The organism is Actinoplanes sp. CA-030573 (assembly GCF_050951115.1).
Lineage (GTDB): Bacteria > Actinomycetota > Actinomycetes > Mycobacteriales > Micromonosporaceae > Actinoplanes.
In genome coordinates this window covers 4,256,790-4,270,837 of the sequence record NZ_CP192038.1, presented here as the reverse complement: position 1 = coordinate 4,270,837, position 14,048 = coordinate 4,256,790, and the positions used below count along the sequence as shown (strand labels likewise).

Genomic DNA, 14,048 nt, shown 5'->3' with positions numbered 1-14,048 from the left:
CCAGCGGGCACGTCAGCCGGAGCGCGTCACCCCGAGCTCGTGCTGCAGGTACCAGCTGTTGAGCATGGCGAGCTCGGCCGGGTTGCCGCCGTGGTCGCTCTCCACCACCACCCATCCGGGATAGTGGTGCTCCCGGAGCGCGGCCACGAAACCTTTCACGTCGACGAGGCCGCCCTCGGTCCCGAGCTCGTAGAACCAGCGCTCGATCCGGCGCCCGGCCCCGCCCCGCAGCATCGTGGTCTCGGCGGCCGGCATCCGGTACTCGGAGCCGGTGTCGGCGTACCGCGCGTCCTTGAGGTGCACGTGCGTCACCCGGTCGGCGTGCGCGCGGTAGAAGGCGACCGGGTCGAGGCCGGCCACCGCGAACTCGGCGGTGTCCAGCGCCAGCCCGACCAGCTCCGGGTCGGTGAAGGCGAGCAGGCGCTTGAGGTCGGCGAGCGTGTGCACGGCGCCGAGACAGTCGTAGTGCAGGCTCAGGCCGATACCGGCCGCGGCCGCGACGGCGCCCACCCGGTTCCAGACCTCGCCGATCGCGTGGAAGGCGGCGGCGTCCAGGGGCGGTCCCATCCAGGCCGAGCCGACCGGGCGGGCCACGAGCCGGTCGGCGCCGATCGCGGCCAGGAAGTCGACGAACTGGCGGGCCGACTCGACGATGGCCGCGTGGTCGCCGGGGTGACGGGTGGAGCGGAACGCCCAGCCCTCCTCCTCGACCGGCCGGCCCGGGTCCCAGAAGAAGCCGGCGATGCCGGCGACCGCGCACGAGCGTACGAAATCGAGAAAGGCCGCCGGCGAGCCGTGGTTGAGCGCGATGGTCTCGGGCCGGCCGAGGTTGTCCCAGCGCCCGGTGCCAGCGGCCAGCTCGACGTGGTCGAAGCCGAGCGCGGAGACGGTTTGCAGGGCCCGGCGGTGGTCCTCGTGCCGGACGAAGACGTCGAGCCGGAAGTTCCACTGGTTGAGGGCGTACGCCCAGCGCAGCGTGTCGTTCACGGGGTCACCTCGGCCAGCACGTTGTCGATGTACCACTTCGCCACGCAGGTCGCCTCGGCGTAGCTGCCGCCGCCGAGCTCGGCCTTGTCGTGCTCGACCGTGAGCCAGCCGTCGTAGCCGGACGCGACGATCTCCCGCATCAGCGCCGGGAAGTCGACCAGTCCGCCGGGCGTGCCCATCTCGTAGAACCAGCGGGACACGTCCGGAGCCATCAGCTCCGGGTCGGGCGGCGTGCGGTACGCGCCGGCGCGGTCGACGTGGTGCGTGTCCTTGAAGTGGAATCCGGTGCAGCGGTCCCGGTAGTCCCGGAACATCTGCACGGGATCCACGCCGGCGATCGTGTGCTGGGCCGTGTCGCAGAAGAAGTAGACGTATTCCGGATCGGTGTACCGGAAGAACAGGTCGAGCTGCGGCCGCGTGCGGATCGCCCCCCAGAACTCGAAGTGGCAGGTGGTCCGCATGCCGTGGGCCAGCGTCATCCGGCCGACCCGGTTCCAGAGGTCGGCCATGATCTTGATCTTCTCGTCGGTCACCGGCTCGACCTGGAAGAAGGTCGTCGACGGCATGACGATGAAGTTCTCCACCGACAGCTTGTCGACCGCCCGCACGGTCGCCTCGCAGTCGGCGACGATGCGGTCGTGGGTCTCGGGCACGTGCGGCGCGGTGAACCGGGTCGCCGACGGGTAGGCCGAGAAGATGCCGGTGATCTTGTCGAAGCCGTGGTCGCGCAGGAACGACTCGAACGCCGGCAGCGAGCCGTACATCCCGGCCAGCACGGGCAGGTAGAAGAAGAACGTGTCGAAGCCGCGGAACCCCAGGGCGGAGAGCTGCTTGATGTAGCGGTCCATGTGGGCCCGGTTGAACGACGGCGGCTGCGGCCCCTGCGGCGTCTCGGTCACCCAGTGGTCCATGTACGACCATTTCGTCCAGGCCATCACGACTCCAGGCTCAGGCGCAGGAGGGCGTGCTGCCGGCGCAGCTGGTCGGCGGCGCGGCCCGGGGCGTAGTCACCCTCGTACTCGCTGGACAGGCAGCCCGACCAGCCCCGCCGGACGAGCAGCTCGACGATCGAGGGCCACGGGATGTGCCGGTCGACCAGATCGTCGTCGATCTCGTAGAACTTGGCCTGGATGTGCACGACGTGGTCGAGGATGTCCTCGAGGTCGGCGACCGGCACGACCGGCGTCACCGGGGGCCGGCCGCCGCCGTCGCCCATCCGGCCGGCGACACCGCCCCGGCGGACGTGCATCGAGGTCTGGAAGACGCCGGTGTCCATCAGCAACCCGAAATGTGACGTGCCGGTCCGCTGGATGAACGCGAGGTAGTCGTCGACCACCTTGGACCGGATGACGCTCGGCCAGTGGATCTCCGGACAGATGACGATGTCCTGGGATGCGGCCAGGTCGAGCACCCGCTCGGTGGCCGGCTCCCAGACCGGGTCGGGTTCGAGGTCCTCGGTCACCACGCCGAGCTTGGGCCGCAGGTACCGGAAGCCGAGCCTGGCCGCCAGCCGGATGTCGGTCTCGAGCTGGGCGGTCGCCTCGTCGACGGACATCGGCCGCCCGCCCCGCCGGGTGTCGACCCACGAGCCGTAGCAGGTCGGGGTGAGGCCCCAGCGGGACAGGCGCGCGAACCAGCCGTCGATCCAGGCCGCCGGCGGCGACGGGTAGTTCTCGACGTGGGCCTCGCCCAGGATCTCGAGGCCGGTCGCGCCGAGATCGGCGACGTCCTCGACACAGTCGTCGAGGGTCATCGTGACGCCGTACTCGCCGGTGTAGCTGTAGAGGGAGACGCCGTACGAGATCATCGCGTGATCACCAGCCTGCGCTCTTCGGTCCAGACCGTGGGCTGGAGCTCTTCGGGGATGTACGACATGGTCAGCCGCAGCTCGGCCGCGACCGTGTGGAAGCCGATGGACAGGGGCGCGTCCCGGGAGACGGACAGCACCGCCGGCACGTCGACCGGCCACCGCGCGGCGTCGGCAGAACCGCCGATGCTCCAGCGCACCGCGGACGGCGGATAGGAGACGCCGTCGACGGTGAGAGACGCGCCGACGATGAGGTCGGTCCAGACGCCGCGGTAGTAGGGCAGCCGCAGCCGTACCTCGAAGCCGTCCGCGGTGTTGCGGAAGCCCCGGGTCTGGATCATCTGGGGGTCAAGCACGGTCACCTCCGGTCGCGGCGCTCGCCGCGTTCTCGAGAACCAGGCGGGATGCGATGTCGCGGGCGCCGGCGACGGCGAGCGCGACCGAGGTCAGAGTCGGGTTGCAGGCGATCGGGGTCGGGATGACGTTGTTGCCGGCGACGTACAGGCCGGTCACGCCCCAGACCTCGCTCGTCGGCCCGCACACCGAGGTGCCGTCGTCGGCCGGGCCCATCCGGGTGGTGCCCTGGTAGTGCAGCGAGGCGCCGGGCGCGAGCACGAGCGGCCGGTCGCCGATGAACTCGCCGAGGGCGCTCGCGGCCCGCATGATCTCGGTGCGGGCGGCGGCGAGCGACGCGTGATCGCGCTCGGTGAGCGTGTAGTGGATCGACGGTTTCGGCATCCCGTAGTCGTCGAGTTCGGTATCGGAGAACGCGATGCGGTCGGACGCCTGGAGGTCCTTGCCGCAGAACCAGCCGAGGCCCACGATCGTCCCCGGCGCCGGCTCGTCGTCGCCGACCAGCGGGATCGGCGAGGCGTCGAGCTGCATGACCTGCCCGTGGAACGGCTTCTCGTCCGTGTACGGCACCCAGCCCACCCCGCTTTGCCCAACTATTCCGCCAGTTTCGGAAATGTCGGCTGGCGGTGGGACGTCGCGCAGGCGCACCGCGAAGACAGTCTGCGGCTGGTCGTTCAAGTAGCGGCCCAATGCGGGCAGGCGAACCCCCGAGGCAAACAGCAATTGGGGGGTACGCACGGCGTCCGCCGCCACCACGACAAATCGCGCCCGGACGTCGTGGTCACCCACCCGCACGCCCTCGACGCGGCCATCGGAGGACACGAGCACCCGCCGCACCGGCGAATCCGGATACAGCCGAAAATTCGGGTTGTTACGGGTCGTCGGGCCGAAGACCACGTCGGGGCCGGTCCACACCAGAGCGCCGTCGGGACGGCGGTGCACGGCCAACGGCATCGGCTGCACCCGCCGGCCGGGCGCGCGCCCCGGGTCGAAGGCCGAGGCGAGCCGCGACCGCACCACGTCGGTGTAGGGCGCGCCGGCGAACGGGTGCCGGTCGACCTCGAGCAGCCGTTCCGCCTCGTCCAGCAGCTCGTCGAGATCGGGCAGGAAGGCGATGCGCTCGCCGTAGCCGGGCCGCGGGCAGGCGCCGGTCCAGTGTGCGCCCATCCCGCCGACGTTCGTCGACATCGCCAGCGCCGGCAGCCCGTCCTCCCCCGGCGCCTGGTAGCCGTCGGGCAGCAGGTGGGTGCCGGGACGCTGGAGGCGGCGGGCGGGGTCCGCGTACGGCGACGGCGTCAGCGAGGTGTGCGGCCGCAGCCCTTCCGAGCGGCGCTGGGCGGCCCGCCGGGCGTCGTCGCCGGCGATGTTCTTCACGTGCATGCCCGGCGGGTCGGTGAGCGCGGGGCCGGCCTCGAACAGCGCGACGGTGGCGTCCGGCGCGCGCTCGCTGAGGATCCGGGCGTACGCCGCGCCGGTCGGCCCGCTGCCGACGATGACCACGTCGACGGACTCGGGACAGGGCCTGGTCATGCGTGGACCTCCAGGGCGAGCGACGCGGCGCCGCGCAGCGACAGGGCGACGCTGGTCAGCGTGGGATTGCAGGAGTTGGCGGTCGGGATCAGCCCATTGCCGGCGACGATCAGACCCGGGACACCCCAGACCTTCCCGTACGTGTCACAGACGCTGGTCCCGTCGTCGGCCGGCCCCGTGCGGACGGTCCCCATGTAGTGCAGCGAGCTGCCGGCCGGCATCGTCACCGGCATGCCGTCGACGAACTCGCCGAGGGCCGCCGCCGCCCGGGCCTGGAATTTGCGGGCCCGGTCGAGCTCGGCCTCCTCGCGGTCGGTCAGCTCGTAGGCGATCCGCACGCTGGGCAGCCCGTTCTCGTCCGGTCGCGCCTCGTCGAAGAGCAGCCGGTCACCGGCCCGCGGCCATTTGCGCACGCCCCAGCCCATGCCCACGTATCCGGCCGGGTTGTCCCGGAACCGGCTGTCCGCGGGCAGCGGCGCCGGGCAGGCCGGCGAGTACATCAGCTGGGCGTGGAACGGGTGCCGCTCCTGGTCGTAGCCGATCGACACCACGGCCCGGATCGGGTCGGCCGACTCGGCCCGGTCCGGCGGCGGCAACACGCCCTCGCGCACGGCGACCACGCCGAAGACCAGCGGGTGCTCGGTGAGGTAACGGCCGAGCGCGGCCGGCCTGATGCCCGAGGCCCACAGCAGTTGCGGCGTACGGATGGCGTCGGCCGCGACCACCACGGCGCCGGCGCGCACCTCCCGTTCGCCGCCGGTACGCAGGTCGCGCAGCACCGCCCCCACCACCCGGTCGCCGTCGCGCAGCAGCCGCACGCACAACGTCTCGGGCAGCAGCGTGAACCGGGGATCGCCGGCCACCGGGCCGAGCACGACGTCGGTGCCGGACCAGCGCAGGGTGCCGTCGGGCCGCGGGTCGGCGGCCACCGGCAGCGGGCGCACCGCGATGCCGTCGGCGGCGAACTCGGCGCCGACCACGTCGAGGATGGCCTCGGCCTGCGGCGCGCCGCCGAACGCGGTCTTCGTGACGTGCAGCAGCCGCTCGGCGTCGGCGACGTGCGCCTCCCACTCGGCCGGGTCGAGGAACGGGATCCGCTCGCTGCCCTGCGGGCGTGGGGTGGCGCAGGTCCAGTGCGCGCCCTGGCCGCCGACGCAGGTGGCCACGGCGGCCGCGGGCATGCCGGGCGAGCCCTCGGCCGCCTGTCCGATGAGGTGGGTGCCCTGCCGGGCGGTGACCGTACCCTCGACGACCACGCCGCCGGGGATGCCGGCGACCCCGGAGGCGGACCGGCCCTGCGATGCCCGGCGGGCGGCCTCCTGCGCGGCCGGGTCGGGGATGTTCCGGACGTTCATCCCGGGCGGCGAGTCGATCACCGGCCCGGCCTCGACCATCAGGACCGTGGCATCCGAGCGATCCAGGAGGGTGCGGGCGTACGCGGCGCCGTTCGGCCCGCTGCCGACGATGAGAACCGTGGTCACGCCGCCACCTCGACCCAGGCCCGGGCCCGGGCCGACGCCAGGACCGCCTCGGTGATGACCGCGGCCCGCCGCCCGTCGGCGAACGTGGGCAGCCCGTCCGGCGGCTGCCCGCCGATCGCGGCGTAGGTGTCGGCCACGAACGCGTCGAAGCAGTCCTGGTAGCCCTGCGGATGACCGGCCGGGACGGTCACGTACCCCTCGGCCGCCGCGGAGCCCGCGCCCGCGCCGCGCAGCCACTGCCGGTTGACCTCGCGGCCGCCGATCCACAACGACTCCGGGTTCTCCTGGTCGAAGCTCAGCGACTCGGCCGAGCCGTCGACCGAGACCCAGAGCCGGTTCTTGCGGCCGGGCGTGATCTGGCTGATCGTGACGTTCCCGACCGCGCCGCGGTCGGTGCGGAACAGCACCACGGCGGCGTCCTCGGTGGTGACCGGCCGGCCGCCGCGGTGCGGGACGGCGGTCATCGTCTGGGCCGCGACCGCGACGATCCGGTGGCCGCTGACGAACTCGGCGAGGTCGCACCAGTGCACGCCGATGTCGGCGAACGCCCGGGACGGCCCGCCGGCGGCGGCGTCCACCCGCCAGTTGTCGTCGGTCTCGGCGGCCAGCCAGTCCTGCAGGTACGAGCCGTGCAGCAGCCGGACCGCCCCGCTGGCGCCGGTCGCCACCCGATCGCGGGCCTCGCGGACGGCCGGGTAGAAGCGGTAGACGAACGGGACGGTGGCGGTGACGCCGGCCGCGGCCGCCAGCCCGGCCAGCTCCTCGGCCTCGGCCCGCCCGACCGCGAGGGGCTTCTCGCAGACGACGTGCTTGCCGGCGGCGAGGGCGGCCCGCACCAGCGGCGCGTGGGTCGCGTTCGGGGTGCAGATGTGCACCACGTCGATGTCGCTGCCGAGCAGTTCCTGGTAGCTGTCGACCGGACGTTCGGCGCCCAGCCGCTCGGCCGCCCGGCGCGACGACTCCCCGGTGGCGCCGACGACGCCGACGACGATGCCGCCGGACCGCCGGATCGCCCGGGCGTGCACGGTACCCATGAAGCCGACGCCGGCGATGCCGGCCCGAATGCGATCGGTCACCACTCCCCCTTGACGTACCGGACCGACTCCGCCGACGCGACGGTCGGGTAGTACTCGAGCCCGACCGGGCCGTCGTAGCCCGCGGCCCGCAGGTTCTTCCGCTGGGCGGCCCAGTCGATCCGGCCGCTGCCCGGCTCGCCGCGGCCCGGGACGTCGGCGATCTGCACGTAGTGGACGAGCCCGCCGGCGTTCGCCAGCTCGGCCGCCGGGTCCTCCCCCTCGGTGATCGAGTGGTAGAGGTCGTAGAGGATGCCGAGCCGGCCGGAGCCGACCGCGCGGGCGACCCGGACGGCGTCGGCGGTGCGGTCCAGCAGCGCACCCGGGTGGTCGACGCGGGTGTTGACCGGTTCGAGGACGAAGCCGACGCCGGATCCGGCGGTCCGCTCGACCACGGTGGCGAAGACCTCGGCGAGGATGTCGAGGTTCCGCTCCCGCGAGGCGCCGGGGAAGCCCAGCCCCGACGCGAGGACCAGACGCGGGCAGCCGATCCGGCGGGCGTCCTCGACCGCGCGGTCGACCATGGCGTAGTACGCCGCGTGGTCGGTGCCGGGAAAGGTGAAGCTGGTCTTCGGCGGGTACTCGACCAGCGCCGCGGTGACGGCGACACCCGCGCCGGCCAGCGAGTCCAGGTCCTTGCCGTCCAGGCTCCACACCTCGACCGCGTCGAATCCGGCGGCCGCGGCGGCGCGCGCCCGGTCACCGTGATCGGGACCGGCCTCGGTGAAGAGCAGCTCGATGTTGGGCGCCAGCATCACGCGGCCTCCTCGATCGAGCGGCGGATCAGGGCGTGCTGCCGGCGGACCAGGTCGATCGGGTCGGCCTCGTCGAGGTCGGCGAAGGCGTGCCCCTCCCACTCGCTGGACATGAAGCCGGAGTAGCCGCCCTTGACGAACTCGCGGACGATCGCCGGGTAGTCGATGGCCGGCTCGTTCCCGTCGTCGTCGATGTCGTAGAACTTGGCGTGCACGTGGACGATCTGCGGCATGATGTCGGACCACTCGCGCGGGTCGACGTGGCCGTGCATGTTGAAGGCGAGCCGGGCGAACGAGCCGAGGCTCTCCGGGGCGATGCCCTGCGAGCTCAGGTATTCGACGAACTCGCCGTGCCGCTCGTCGATGCCGCTGTCCCGGGCCCAGATCTCCTGCAGGCGCTCGAGATCCCGCGGCCGCAGCCCCTTCTTGGTGAGGGCGCGCAGCAGCGTCGGCGACATGCTGTGCATGGTGGAGCTGAAATCGGCGACGAACCCCAGGCGTTCGGAGCCGATCCGCTCGTACGTCTCCCGGATGGCCAGCACCGGCGGCGAGCTCGGGCCCATCGGGGCATGGATCTCCCAGCCCAGCGTCAGGTTCAGCTCCTCGGCCAGCGGCAGCAGCCGCCGGATCAGCTCGGGCTTGGCGCTCTGGATGCGCACCAGCGGGAAGCCCAGGGCGTGGGCGCTGCGGAACTGGGCGGCGGTGAACTCGTACTCCTCGTCGGGGGTCATGTCCCGGTCGCGGCGCCGGCCCATGTCCAGGTTGGCGCCGAACGAGCTGGGCACGAAGCCGTGCCGGTCGAAGGCGTCCCGCCACTCCCGGACGAACTCGCCGGTGACGGAGGGATAGGTGCGGATCGTCTGCGAGGCGACGATCTCGATGCCGGGGCCGATGCCGGCCTTCGCCACCTCGTCGAGCAGGCCGGCGAGGTCGTAGCGGCCGGCGGCCCACTCGCTGGTCAGCGAGTAGAGCGTGAGACCGAGCTGGATGGTCATGCTCTTCTCCTCAGTGGACCGCGAGCGCGCGGCGGTTGGTGGCGTGGTTGGTCACGTACGTGCCGGGGGCGATCTGCATGTACGGCAGCCGGATCGCCATGCTGACCTCGACGTCGACCCGGTCCCCGGCCGCCGGCGGCTCGTCCCGCGGCACGACGACCACGAGCCGGTCCTGCAGGAACCAGAGCGTCTCGGATTGCTCGGCCAGCTCCGCGATCCGGTAGCTGCGGTCGCCGAGCTCGGCCCGCAGCTCGTCGCGGGGAACGGAGACGCCGTCGACGGTGACCGCGATGTCGCTGACGCTGGACAGCCACAGGCTGCGGTACCACGGGATCTTCACCGCGATCCCGAGCCCGCCGGGGCGGCTGCGCAGGCTGTCCTCGGTGAGGATGGTGTCGTCGGTGGCCATCAGCGGTTCCCTTCGGCGTCGCGGATCAGTGCCTGTTCGGCGGCGACCACCTCGAACGGGTCGTCCCGGTCGTTGAAGTGGAAGCCCTCCCACTCGCTGGAGTAGGTGCCCTCGTAGCCGTGCTCGCGCCAGAGGGCGACGAGCTCCCGGACCGGTACGGACGGCTCGTCGCCGTGCTCGTCGATCTCGTAGAACTTGGCGTGCGTGTGGACGGTCCAGGGCAGCACGCCGGCCCAGTCGGCGACCGGCGCGTGCCCGAAGAGGCCGGTGAAGTTGACCGCCATCTCGATCGCCTTGTCGCCGGCGCCGTGCCGGTGGGCGAGCTGCACGACCTGGCCGAACCACCGGCCGTGCTGCTGCTCGGTCATCGGCGGGCCTTGCACGTGGTGCTCCTGCCAGGTCTGTGTCAAGGCGTCGAGCAGCTCCTCGCGCACGCCGGCGTCGCGGTACCTGCGGAGCAGCGTCTGCGGGACGGCCCGCAGCGAGGCGCCCCAGTCCGGCACGAAGCCCAGCAGCGGCGAGCCGAGCTTCTCGTAGCGCTCGAGCAGCGCCTGGATGGCCGGGTGCTTCGGGTGCTGATGTGAATGGATCTCCAACCCGAGCCGTACTCCGTGCTCCTCGGCGACCGGCAGGAGGCGCTCCATGTCGTCGGGCGTCAGCGAGATCTGCACCCGGACGACCGGAAAGCCGAGCTGTTTCGCCGCGGCGATCTGCGGCCGCATGTAGTCGACCAGCTCGTCGTCGGTGAGCATCCGGTCGCGGCGCAGACCCGCGTCGGCGTTGGCCGAGAGGCAGGTCGGCATCAGCCCGGTCTCGTCGATAAGCGCCCGGAACTCCCGCTCGAAGTCGCCGCTGATCGCCGGAAAACCCTTGATGCTCTGGAATCCGACGATCTCCAAGCCGGGGCCGAGGCCGCGACGGGCCACCTCGCGGACCAGGTCGGCGAAGGTGTAGCGGCGCTGGTGGAAGGCGCGGGTGAAGCTGTAGAGGGTGACGCCCTGGATCATGCGGCCATCTCCTTGACGTCGCTCTCCTCGATCAGCAGCACGCCGTGATCGGTGGTGATGTAGGGGATGTAGAGCGCGAGCGTCACCGCGACCTCGTGCCTCCCGCCGGTCGTCGCGCCGAGGTCGCCCTCGATGACGGCCGGGTCGAGCACGTACCACCACTTGTCGTGCCGCGGCGGCAGCTCGTCGAGGCGGTAGGTGGCGCCGTCCACGGTCCAGGTGATCGAGTCGCGGTCGATCGCGCGGCCGTCGACGGTCCAGCGCACCTCGGCGACCGACGACAACGGGAGCGCGCGGTACCACGGCATGCGGACGTTCACGCGTACGCGATCGCCGTGGATCTGCAGGGAATCGGGCTCGAGGATGAGCTCCGGCATCATGGTCGTTCTCCTCAGCCCTTGAGCCCGCCGGCGTACCCCTGGATGAATCTCTTCTGGGCGAAGAAGTAGAACGCCAGGATCGGAATCATCGACACGATCACCACGGCGAAGATGAGATTCCATTGGGAGACAAGGGAACCGACGTAGTTGTACATGACCACGGGCAGCGTCTGGTAAGCCGAGCCGTTCAGGAAGATGAGCGCGGTGAAGAAGTCGTTCCAGACGATCAGCCCGGCCAGAATGGACACCGTCCCGGTCGCCGGGCCCATCAGCGGGAAGACGACCCGGGTGAAGATCCGGGTCCGGGAGGCGCCGTCGACGGTCGCGGCCTCCTCGTAGTCGATCGGCAGCCGGCGGAAGAAACCGGCGTAGAGGAAGACCGACAGCGGCATGAGCATGCCGGTGTAGACCACGGCCATTCCCCAGGGCGTGCCGACCAGGCCCAGCGTGCGCGCCTCGACGTAGAGCGGGACGATGCCGAGCTGGGTGGGCAGCAGGATCGCGATGAGGAACAGGTAATACGTACGCTGGGACCAGCGGCTGGTCGAGCGGGTGAGCACGTACGCGGCGGGCGACCCGACGGCGATCAGCGCCAGGATCGTGCCGCTCGTGATCAGCACGCTCGACAGCAGGCCGTGGAAGATGCTGCCGGAGGCGCCGCCACCGGGCGACAGCAGCGTCACGAAGTTCTGGAACGTCGGGCTGCCCGGGAACGACAGCGTCGAGGTGGTCAGCACCTGCTGCTCGGACTTCAGCGACGTGGAGACCAGGAAGTAGAACGGCATCAGCATGACGACGGCGGCCAGGATCGTGCCGATCTCGAGGATCAGCGTCTTGCGGGTGTAGCGGAACACGGCGTCCTCCTCTCTCAGGCGCGGTCTCGGGTGGCGTACTGCTGGACCACGGTGAAGATCAGGATCAGCACGCTGAGCACGAGGGCGAGCGCGGCGCCGAACCCGAAGTTGCTGTAGACGAACGTCTGCTGGTAGACCTCGGTGGCCAGGGTCTGGGTCGCGCCGGCCGGGCCGCCGCCGGTCAGCGCCAGCACCTGATCGAAGATCCGCAGGCCCTGGATGAGCATCAGCGTGGTGGCGATCGCGATCGACGGCTGGATCATCGGGACGGTGATCGCCCGGAACCGGCGGACCTTGCCGGCGCCGTCGAGCGCGGCCGCCTCCTCGAGCTCGATCGGCACGGTGGCCAGCCCGGCCAGGTAGATCACCATCACGAAGCCGGTGTTCTGCCAGACCATCACCACCAGCACGCAGACCAGCGCCAGCTTCGGGCTGGCCAGCCAGTCGTGCTGCCAGCTCGCCAGGCCGAGCGCGCCGAGCGTCTGGTTCAGCGGGCCGTCGAAGGCGAAGATGAACTTCCAGATGAACGAGACGGCGATCGGCGCGATGACCACCGGCATGAACAGCAGCGTCCGCAGGACGTACCGGCTCTTGAGCCCGCGGTTGAGGGCGAGCGCGAAGAGCAGGCCGAAGACGTTGGTGAACAGCAGGAACCCGAACGCGAGCACCAGCGTGTTGACCAGCGATCCGGTCAGCTCCTCGCCCTGGAGGATCTTGGTGAAGTTGGCCGTCCCGGTGAAGTGGAACGAGCCGATGCCGGACCAGTCGGTGAAGGCGTAGAAGGCGCCGCCCGCGGTGGTGGCGTAGATCAGCGCGAGCATCAGGAGCACGGCGGGAAGGGCCCACCACCAGTGGCCGTAGCCGACGCGATAGGAGCGGCGCTTCCCGGGTGCTTCCCCGGCCGACGTGATCACCGGTCTCCCGGTTCTTTCCATCGTGGTCATGGCGCGTCCTCTTCTCGGGGCTCAGCCCCAGGCGGAGTCCATGGACTTGAGCACGTCGTCGATCGACTTCTGGCCGGTCAGCAGGCCGGTGACGCCCTGGCCCAGGGCCGCGTAGATCTGGCCGTTGGGCCAGCCGTCGGTGCCGTAGGGCCGGTACTGCTCGCTGGAGAGCAGGTCGGCCACGCCCGCGTACTGCGGCAGCAGGTCCTCGGCCTTGGTCGCGCCGATCGGGATGCTGCCCTGGGCCTCGGCGAACTTCTTGGCCTCGGCCGGGGTCACCGAGAACTTGATGAAGTCCTGCACCAGCGCCGGGCTCTTGGTTTTCTTGTTGCCGGCCAGGCCGAGGTCGGAGGTGACCGCCATGTAGGTCCTGCTGCCGGCCGGCGCCGGGAAGGGCAGCGCCACCAGCTTCACGGCGCCGTGGGCGGCGTCCATGATGTCCTTGGTCGCCCCGCTCGGCGCGAAGAAGCCGAACAGCTTGCCCTGCGAGGAGCCGTTGGTGAGGGCGTCGAAGCCGGCTCCGGCCGCGCCGTCCTGGAAGCATCCGGCGGCGTTGAGATCGAGGACCGCCTGGAGCGCGTCCTTCCAGCCCTGGGTGTCGGCGAACTTCACCTTGCCGGCGGCCCGGTCGGCGTTCCAGGCCGGCGTGGCGCCGTAGACGGTCGAGGAGGCGATCTCCATGGCCATGATGCCGGTGTTCTCCGGGATCGACCCGGCCAGGCCGAAGACGGACTTGCCGGCCGCCTTGGCCTTGGCGCACTGCCCGATGACGTCGGAGAGGGTGGAGCCGGCGGTGATGGTGACGCCGTTCTGCTTGGCCAGCGCGTCGTTGTAGACGATGCCGCTGATCGCGGTGGCGCTCGGCACGCCGTAGACCTTGCCGTTGTAGGAGTAGCCCGCCATCTCGGCCTCGGGGATGCCGGTGGCGGCGCCGGGCACCTCGAGCAGGTGACCGGCCTTGGCGAGCTGGCCGATCGAGGCGGCCTGGCCGGTGCCGGCGGTGATGTACATGACGTCCGGGCCGTTGCCGGCCTGGACCTGGGTGGTCAGCGTCGAGTTGTACGCGTTGAGCGCGACCCGGTTGGCCTTGATCGTGACCCCCGGGTGCGCGGCCATGTAGTCCTTGGCGAGGGTCTCGTACGCCATCTCGGTGGTGTTGGCGCTGGCGTAGGAGAACGTGATCGTCTGCGGTTCGGCGCCACCGGAGTCGCTGCCGCCACCGCCACAGGCGGCGAGCAGGAGTCCGGCCACCGCGGGCAGCGCCACGGCGGCCGCCGGGCGTCGGTGCTTCGGGAACGTCATGGCGCTGAGCGTCACATGAGTTCTGTTGAAAAACAACATAAGTTTGGCTGATGGCCGGAATAAGACTGGCGGATGAGGTAGCGTCAGCGCGGGGTGGGACGGTTCCAAGCGCCACTTTCCGTCGCCGGTCGGGGCAACTTTCGCCGGTCCCCGGATGAACCGACTCATCT

Annotated in this window: 15 protein-coding genes; all 15 read right to left on the bottom strand. The window is 71.2% G+C overall.

Going from position 1 to position 14,048, the window contains the following annotated elements; genetic code table 11:
- Nucleotides 1-12: 12 nt before the first annotated feature.
- From ACQP2F_RS19850 to ACQP2F_RS19780, 15 genes are read right to left on the bottom strand one after another with little or no spacing between them, the layout of a single operon-like run.
- The gene (locus tag ACQP2F_RS19850; RefSeq protein WP_433306089.1) at nt 13-987 is read right to left on the bottom strand and encodes a sugar phosphate isomerase/epimerase family protein; all 975 of its coding nucleotides are present in this window, start codon (nt 985-987) and stop codon (nt 13-15) included.
- On the bottom strand, nt 984-1,922 hold the full coding sequence (locus ACQP2F_RS19845) for a sugar phosphate isomerase/epimerase family protein (protein WP_433307567.1): 939 nt from the start codon (nt 1,920-1,922) through the stop codon (nt 984-986). Before ACQP2F_RS19845 ends, ACQP2F_RS19850 begins: the two co-directional genes overlap by 4 nt.
- Complete coding sequence (locus tag ACQP2F_RS19840; protein WP_433306087.1) at nt 1,922-2,794, bottom strand: sugar phosphate isomerase/epimerase family protein; 873 nt, start codon at nt 2,792-2,794, stop codon at nt 1,922-1,924. Before ACQP2F_RS19840 ends, ACQP2F_RS19845 begins: the two co-directional genes overlap by 1 nt.
- Complete coding sequence (locus ACQP2F_RS19835) at nt 2,791-3,150, bottom strand: C-glycoside deglycosidase beta subunit domain-containing protein (RefSeq protein ID WP_433306085.1); 360 nt, start codon at nt 3,148-3,150, stop codon at nt 2,791-2,793. Before ACQP2F_RS19835 ends, ACQP2F_RS19840 begins: the two co-directional genes overlap by 4 nt.
- A complete protein-coding gene (locus ACQP2F_RS19830; protein WP_433306083.1) occupies nt 3,143-4,678 on the bottom strand; it encodes a GMC oxidoreductase in 1,536 nt (511 codons plus the stop codon). The genes ACQP2F_RS19835 and ACQP2F_RS19830 overlap by 8 nt, the downstream gene beginning before the upstream one ends.
- Complete coding sequence (locus tag ACQP2F_RS19825; protein WP_433306081.1) at nt 4,675-6,159, bottom strand: GMC oxidoreductase; 1,485 nt, start codon at nt 6,157-6,159, stop codon at nt 4,675-4,677. The genes ACQP2F_RS19830 and ACQP2F_RS19825 overlap by 4 nt, the downstream gene beginning before the upstream one ends.
- A complete protein-coding gene (locus tag ACQP2F_RS19820; protein ID WP_433306079.1) occupies nt 6,156-7,235 on the bottom strand; it encodes a Gfo/Idh/MocA family protein in 1,080 nt (359 codons plus the stop codon). Before ACQP2F_RS19820 ends, ACQP2F_RS19825 begins: the two co-directional genes overlap by 4 nt.
- Entirely contained in the window at nt 7,232-7,987 is a 756-nt protein-coding gene (locus ACQP2F_RS19815) for a TIM barrel protein (RefSeq protein ID WP_433307565.1), read from the bottom strand. The genes ACQP2F_RS19820 and ACQP2F_RS19815 overlap by 4 nt, the downstream gene beginning before the upstream one ends.
- Nucleotides 7,987-8,982 carry a sugar phosphate isomerase/epimerase family protein gene (locus tag ACQP2F_RS19810; protein ID WP_433306077.1) on the bottom strand — a complete coding sequence of 332 codons (996 nt, stop codon included), beginning with the start codon at nt 8,980-8,982 and terminating at the stop codon, nt 7,987-7,989. Before ACQP2F_RS19810 ends, ACQP2F_RS19815 begins: the two co-directional genes overlap by 1 nt.
- A gap of 10 nt (nt 8,983-8,992) precedes the next feature.
- On the bottom strand, nt 8,993-9,391 hold the full coding sequence (locus ACQP2F_RS19805; protein WP_433306076.1) for a C-glycoside deglycosidase beta subunit domain-containing protein: 399 nt from the start codon (nt 9,389-9,391) through the stop codon (nt 8,993-8,995).
- Nucleotides 9,391-10,398 carry a sugar phosphate isomerase/epimerase family protein gene (locus ACQP2F_RS19800; protein ID WP_433306074.1) on the bottom strand — a complete coding sequence of 336 codons (1,008 nt, stop codon included), beginning with the start codon at nt 10,396-10,398 and terminating at the stop codon, nt 9,391-9,393. Before ACQP2F_RS19800 ends, ACQP2F_RS19805 begins: the two co-directional genes overlap by 1 nt.
- Nucleotides 10,395-10,778, bottom strand: a complete 384-nt coding sequence (locus tag ACQP2F_RS19795) for a C-glycoside deglycosidase beta subunit domain-containing protein (RefSeq protein WP_433306072.1) — start codon at nt 10,776-10,778, stop codon at nt 10,395-10,397. The genes ACQP2F_RS19800 and ACQP2F_RS19795 overlap by 4 nt, the downstream gene beginning before the upstream one ends.
- Before the next feature lie 11 nt (nt 10,779-10,789).
- Nucleotides 10,790-11,632 carry a carbohydrate ABC transporter permease gene (locus tag ACQP2F_RS19790; RefSeq protein ID WP_433306070.1) on the bottom strand — a complete coding sequence of 281 codons (843 nt, stop codon included), beginning with the start codon at nt 11,630-11,632 and terminating at the stop codon, nt 10,790-10,792.
- 14 nt (nt 11,633-11,646) lie between these two features.
- The gene (locus tag ACQP2F_RS19785) at nt 11,647-12,576 is read right to left on the bottom strand and encodes a carbohydrate ABC transporter permease (protein ID WP_433306068.1); all 930 of its coding nucleotides are present in this window, start codon (nt 12,574-12,576) and stop codon (nt 11,647-11,649) included.
- A 21-nt stretch (nt 12,577-12,597) separates the two neighbouring features.
- Nucleotides 12,598-13,878: an ABC transporter substrate-binding protein gene (locus ACQP2F_RS19780; protein WP_433306066.1), complete on the bottom strand. Its 1,281-nt coding sequence runs from the start codon at nt 13,876-13,878 to the stop codon at nt 12,598-12,600.
- Between the last annotated feature and the right edge of the window lie 170 nt (nt 13,879-14,048).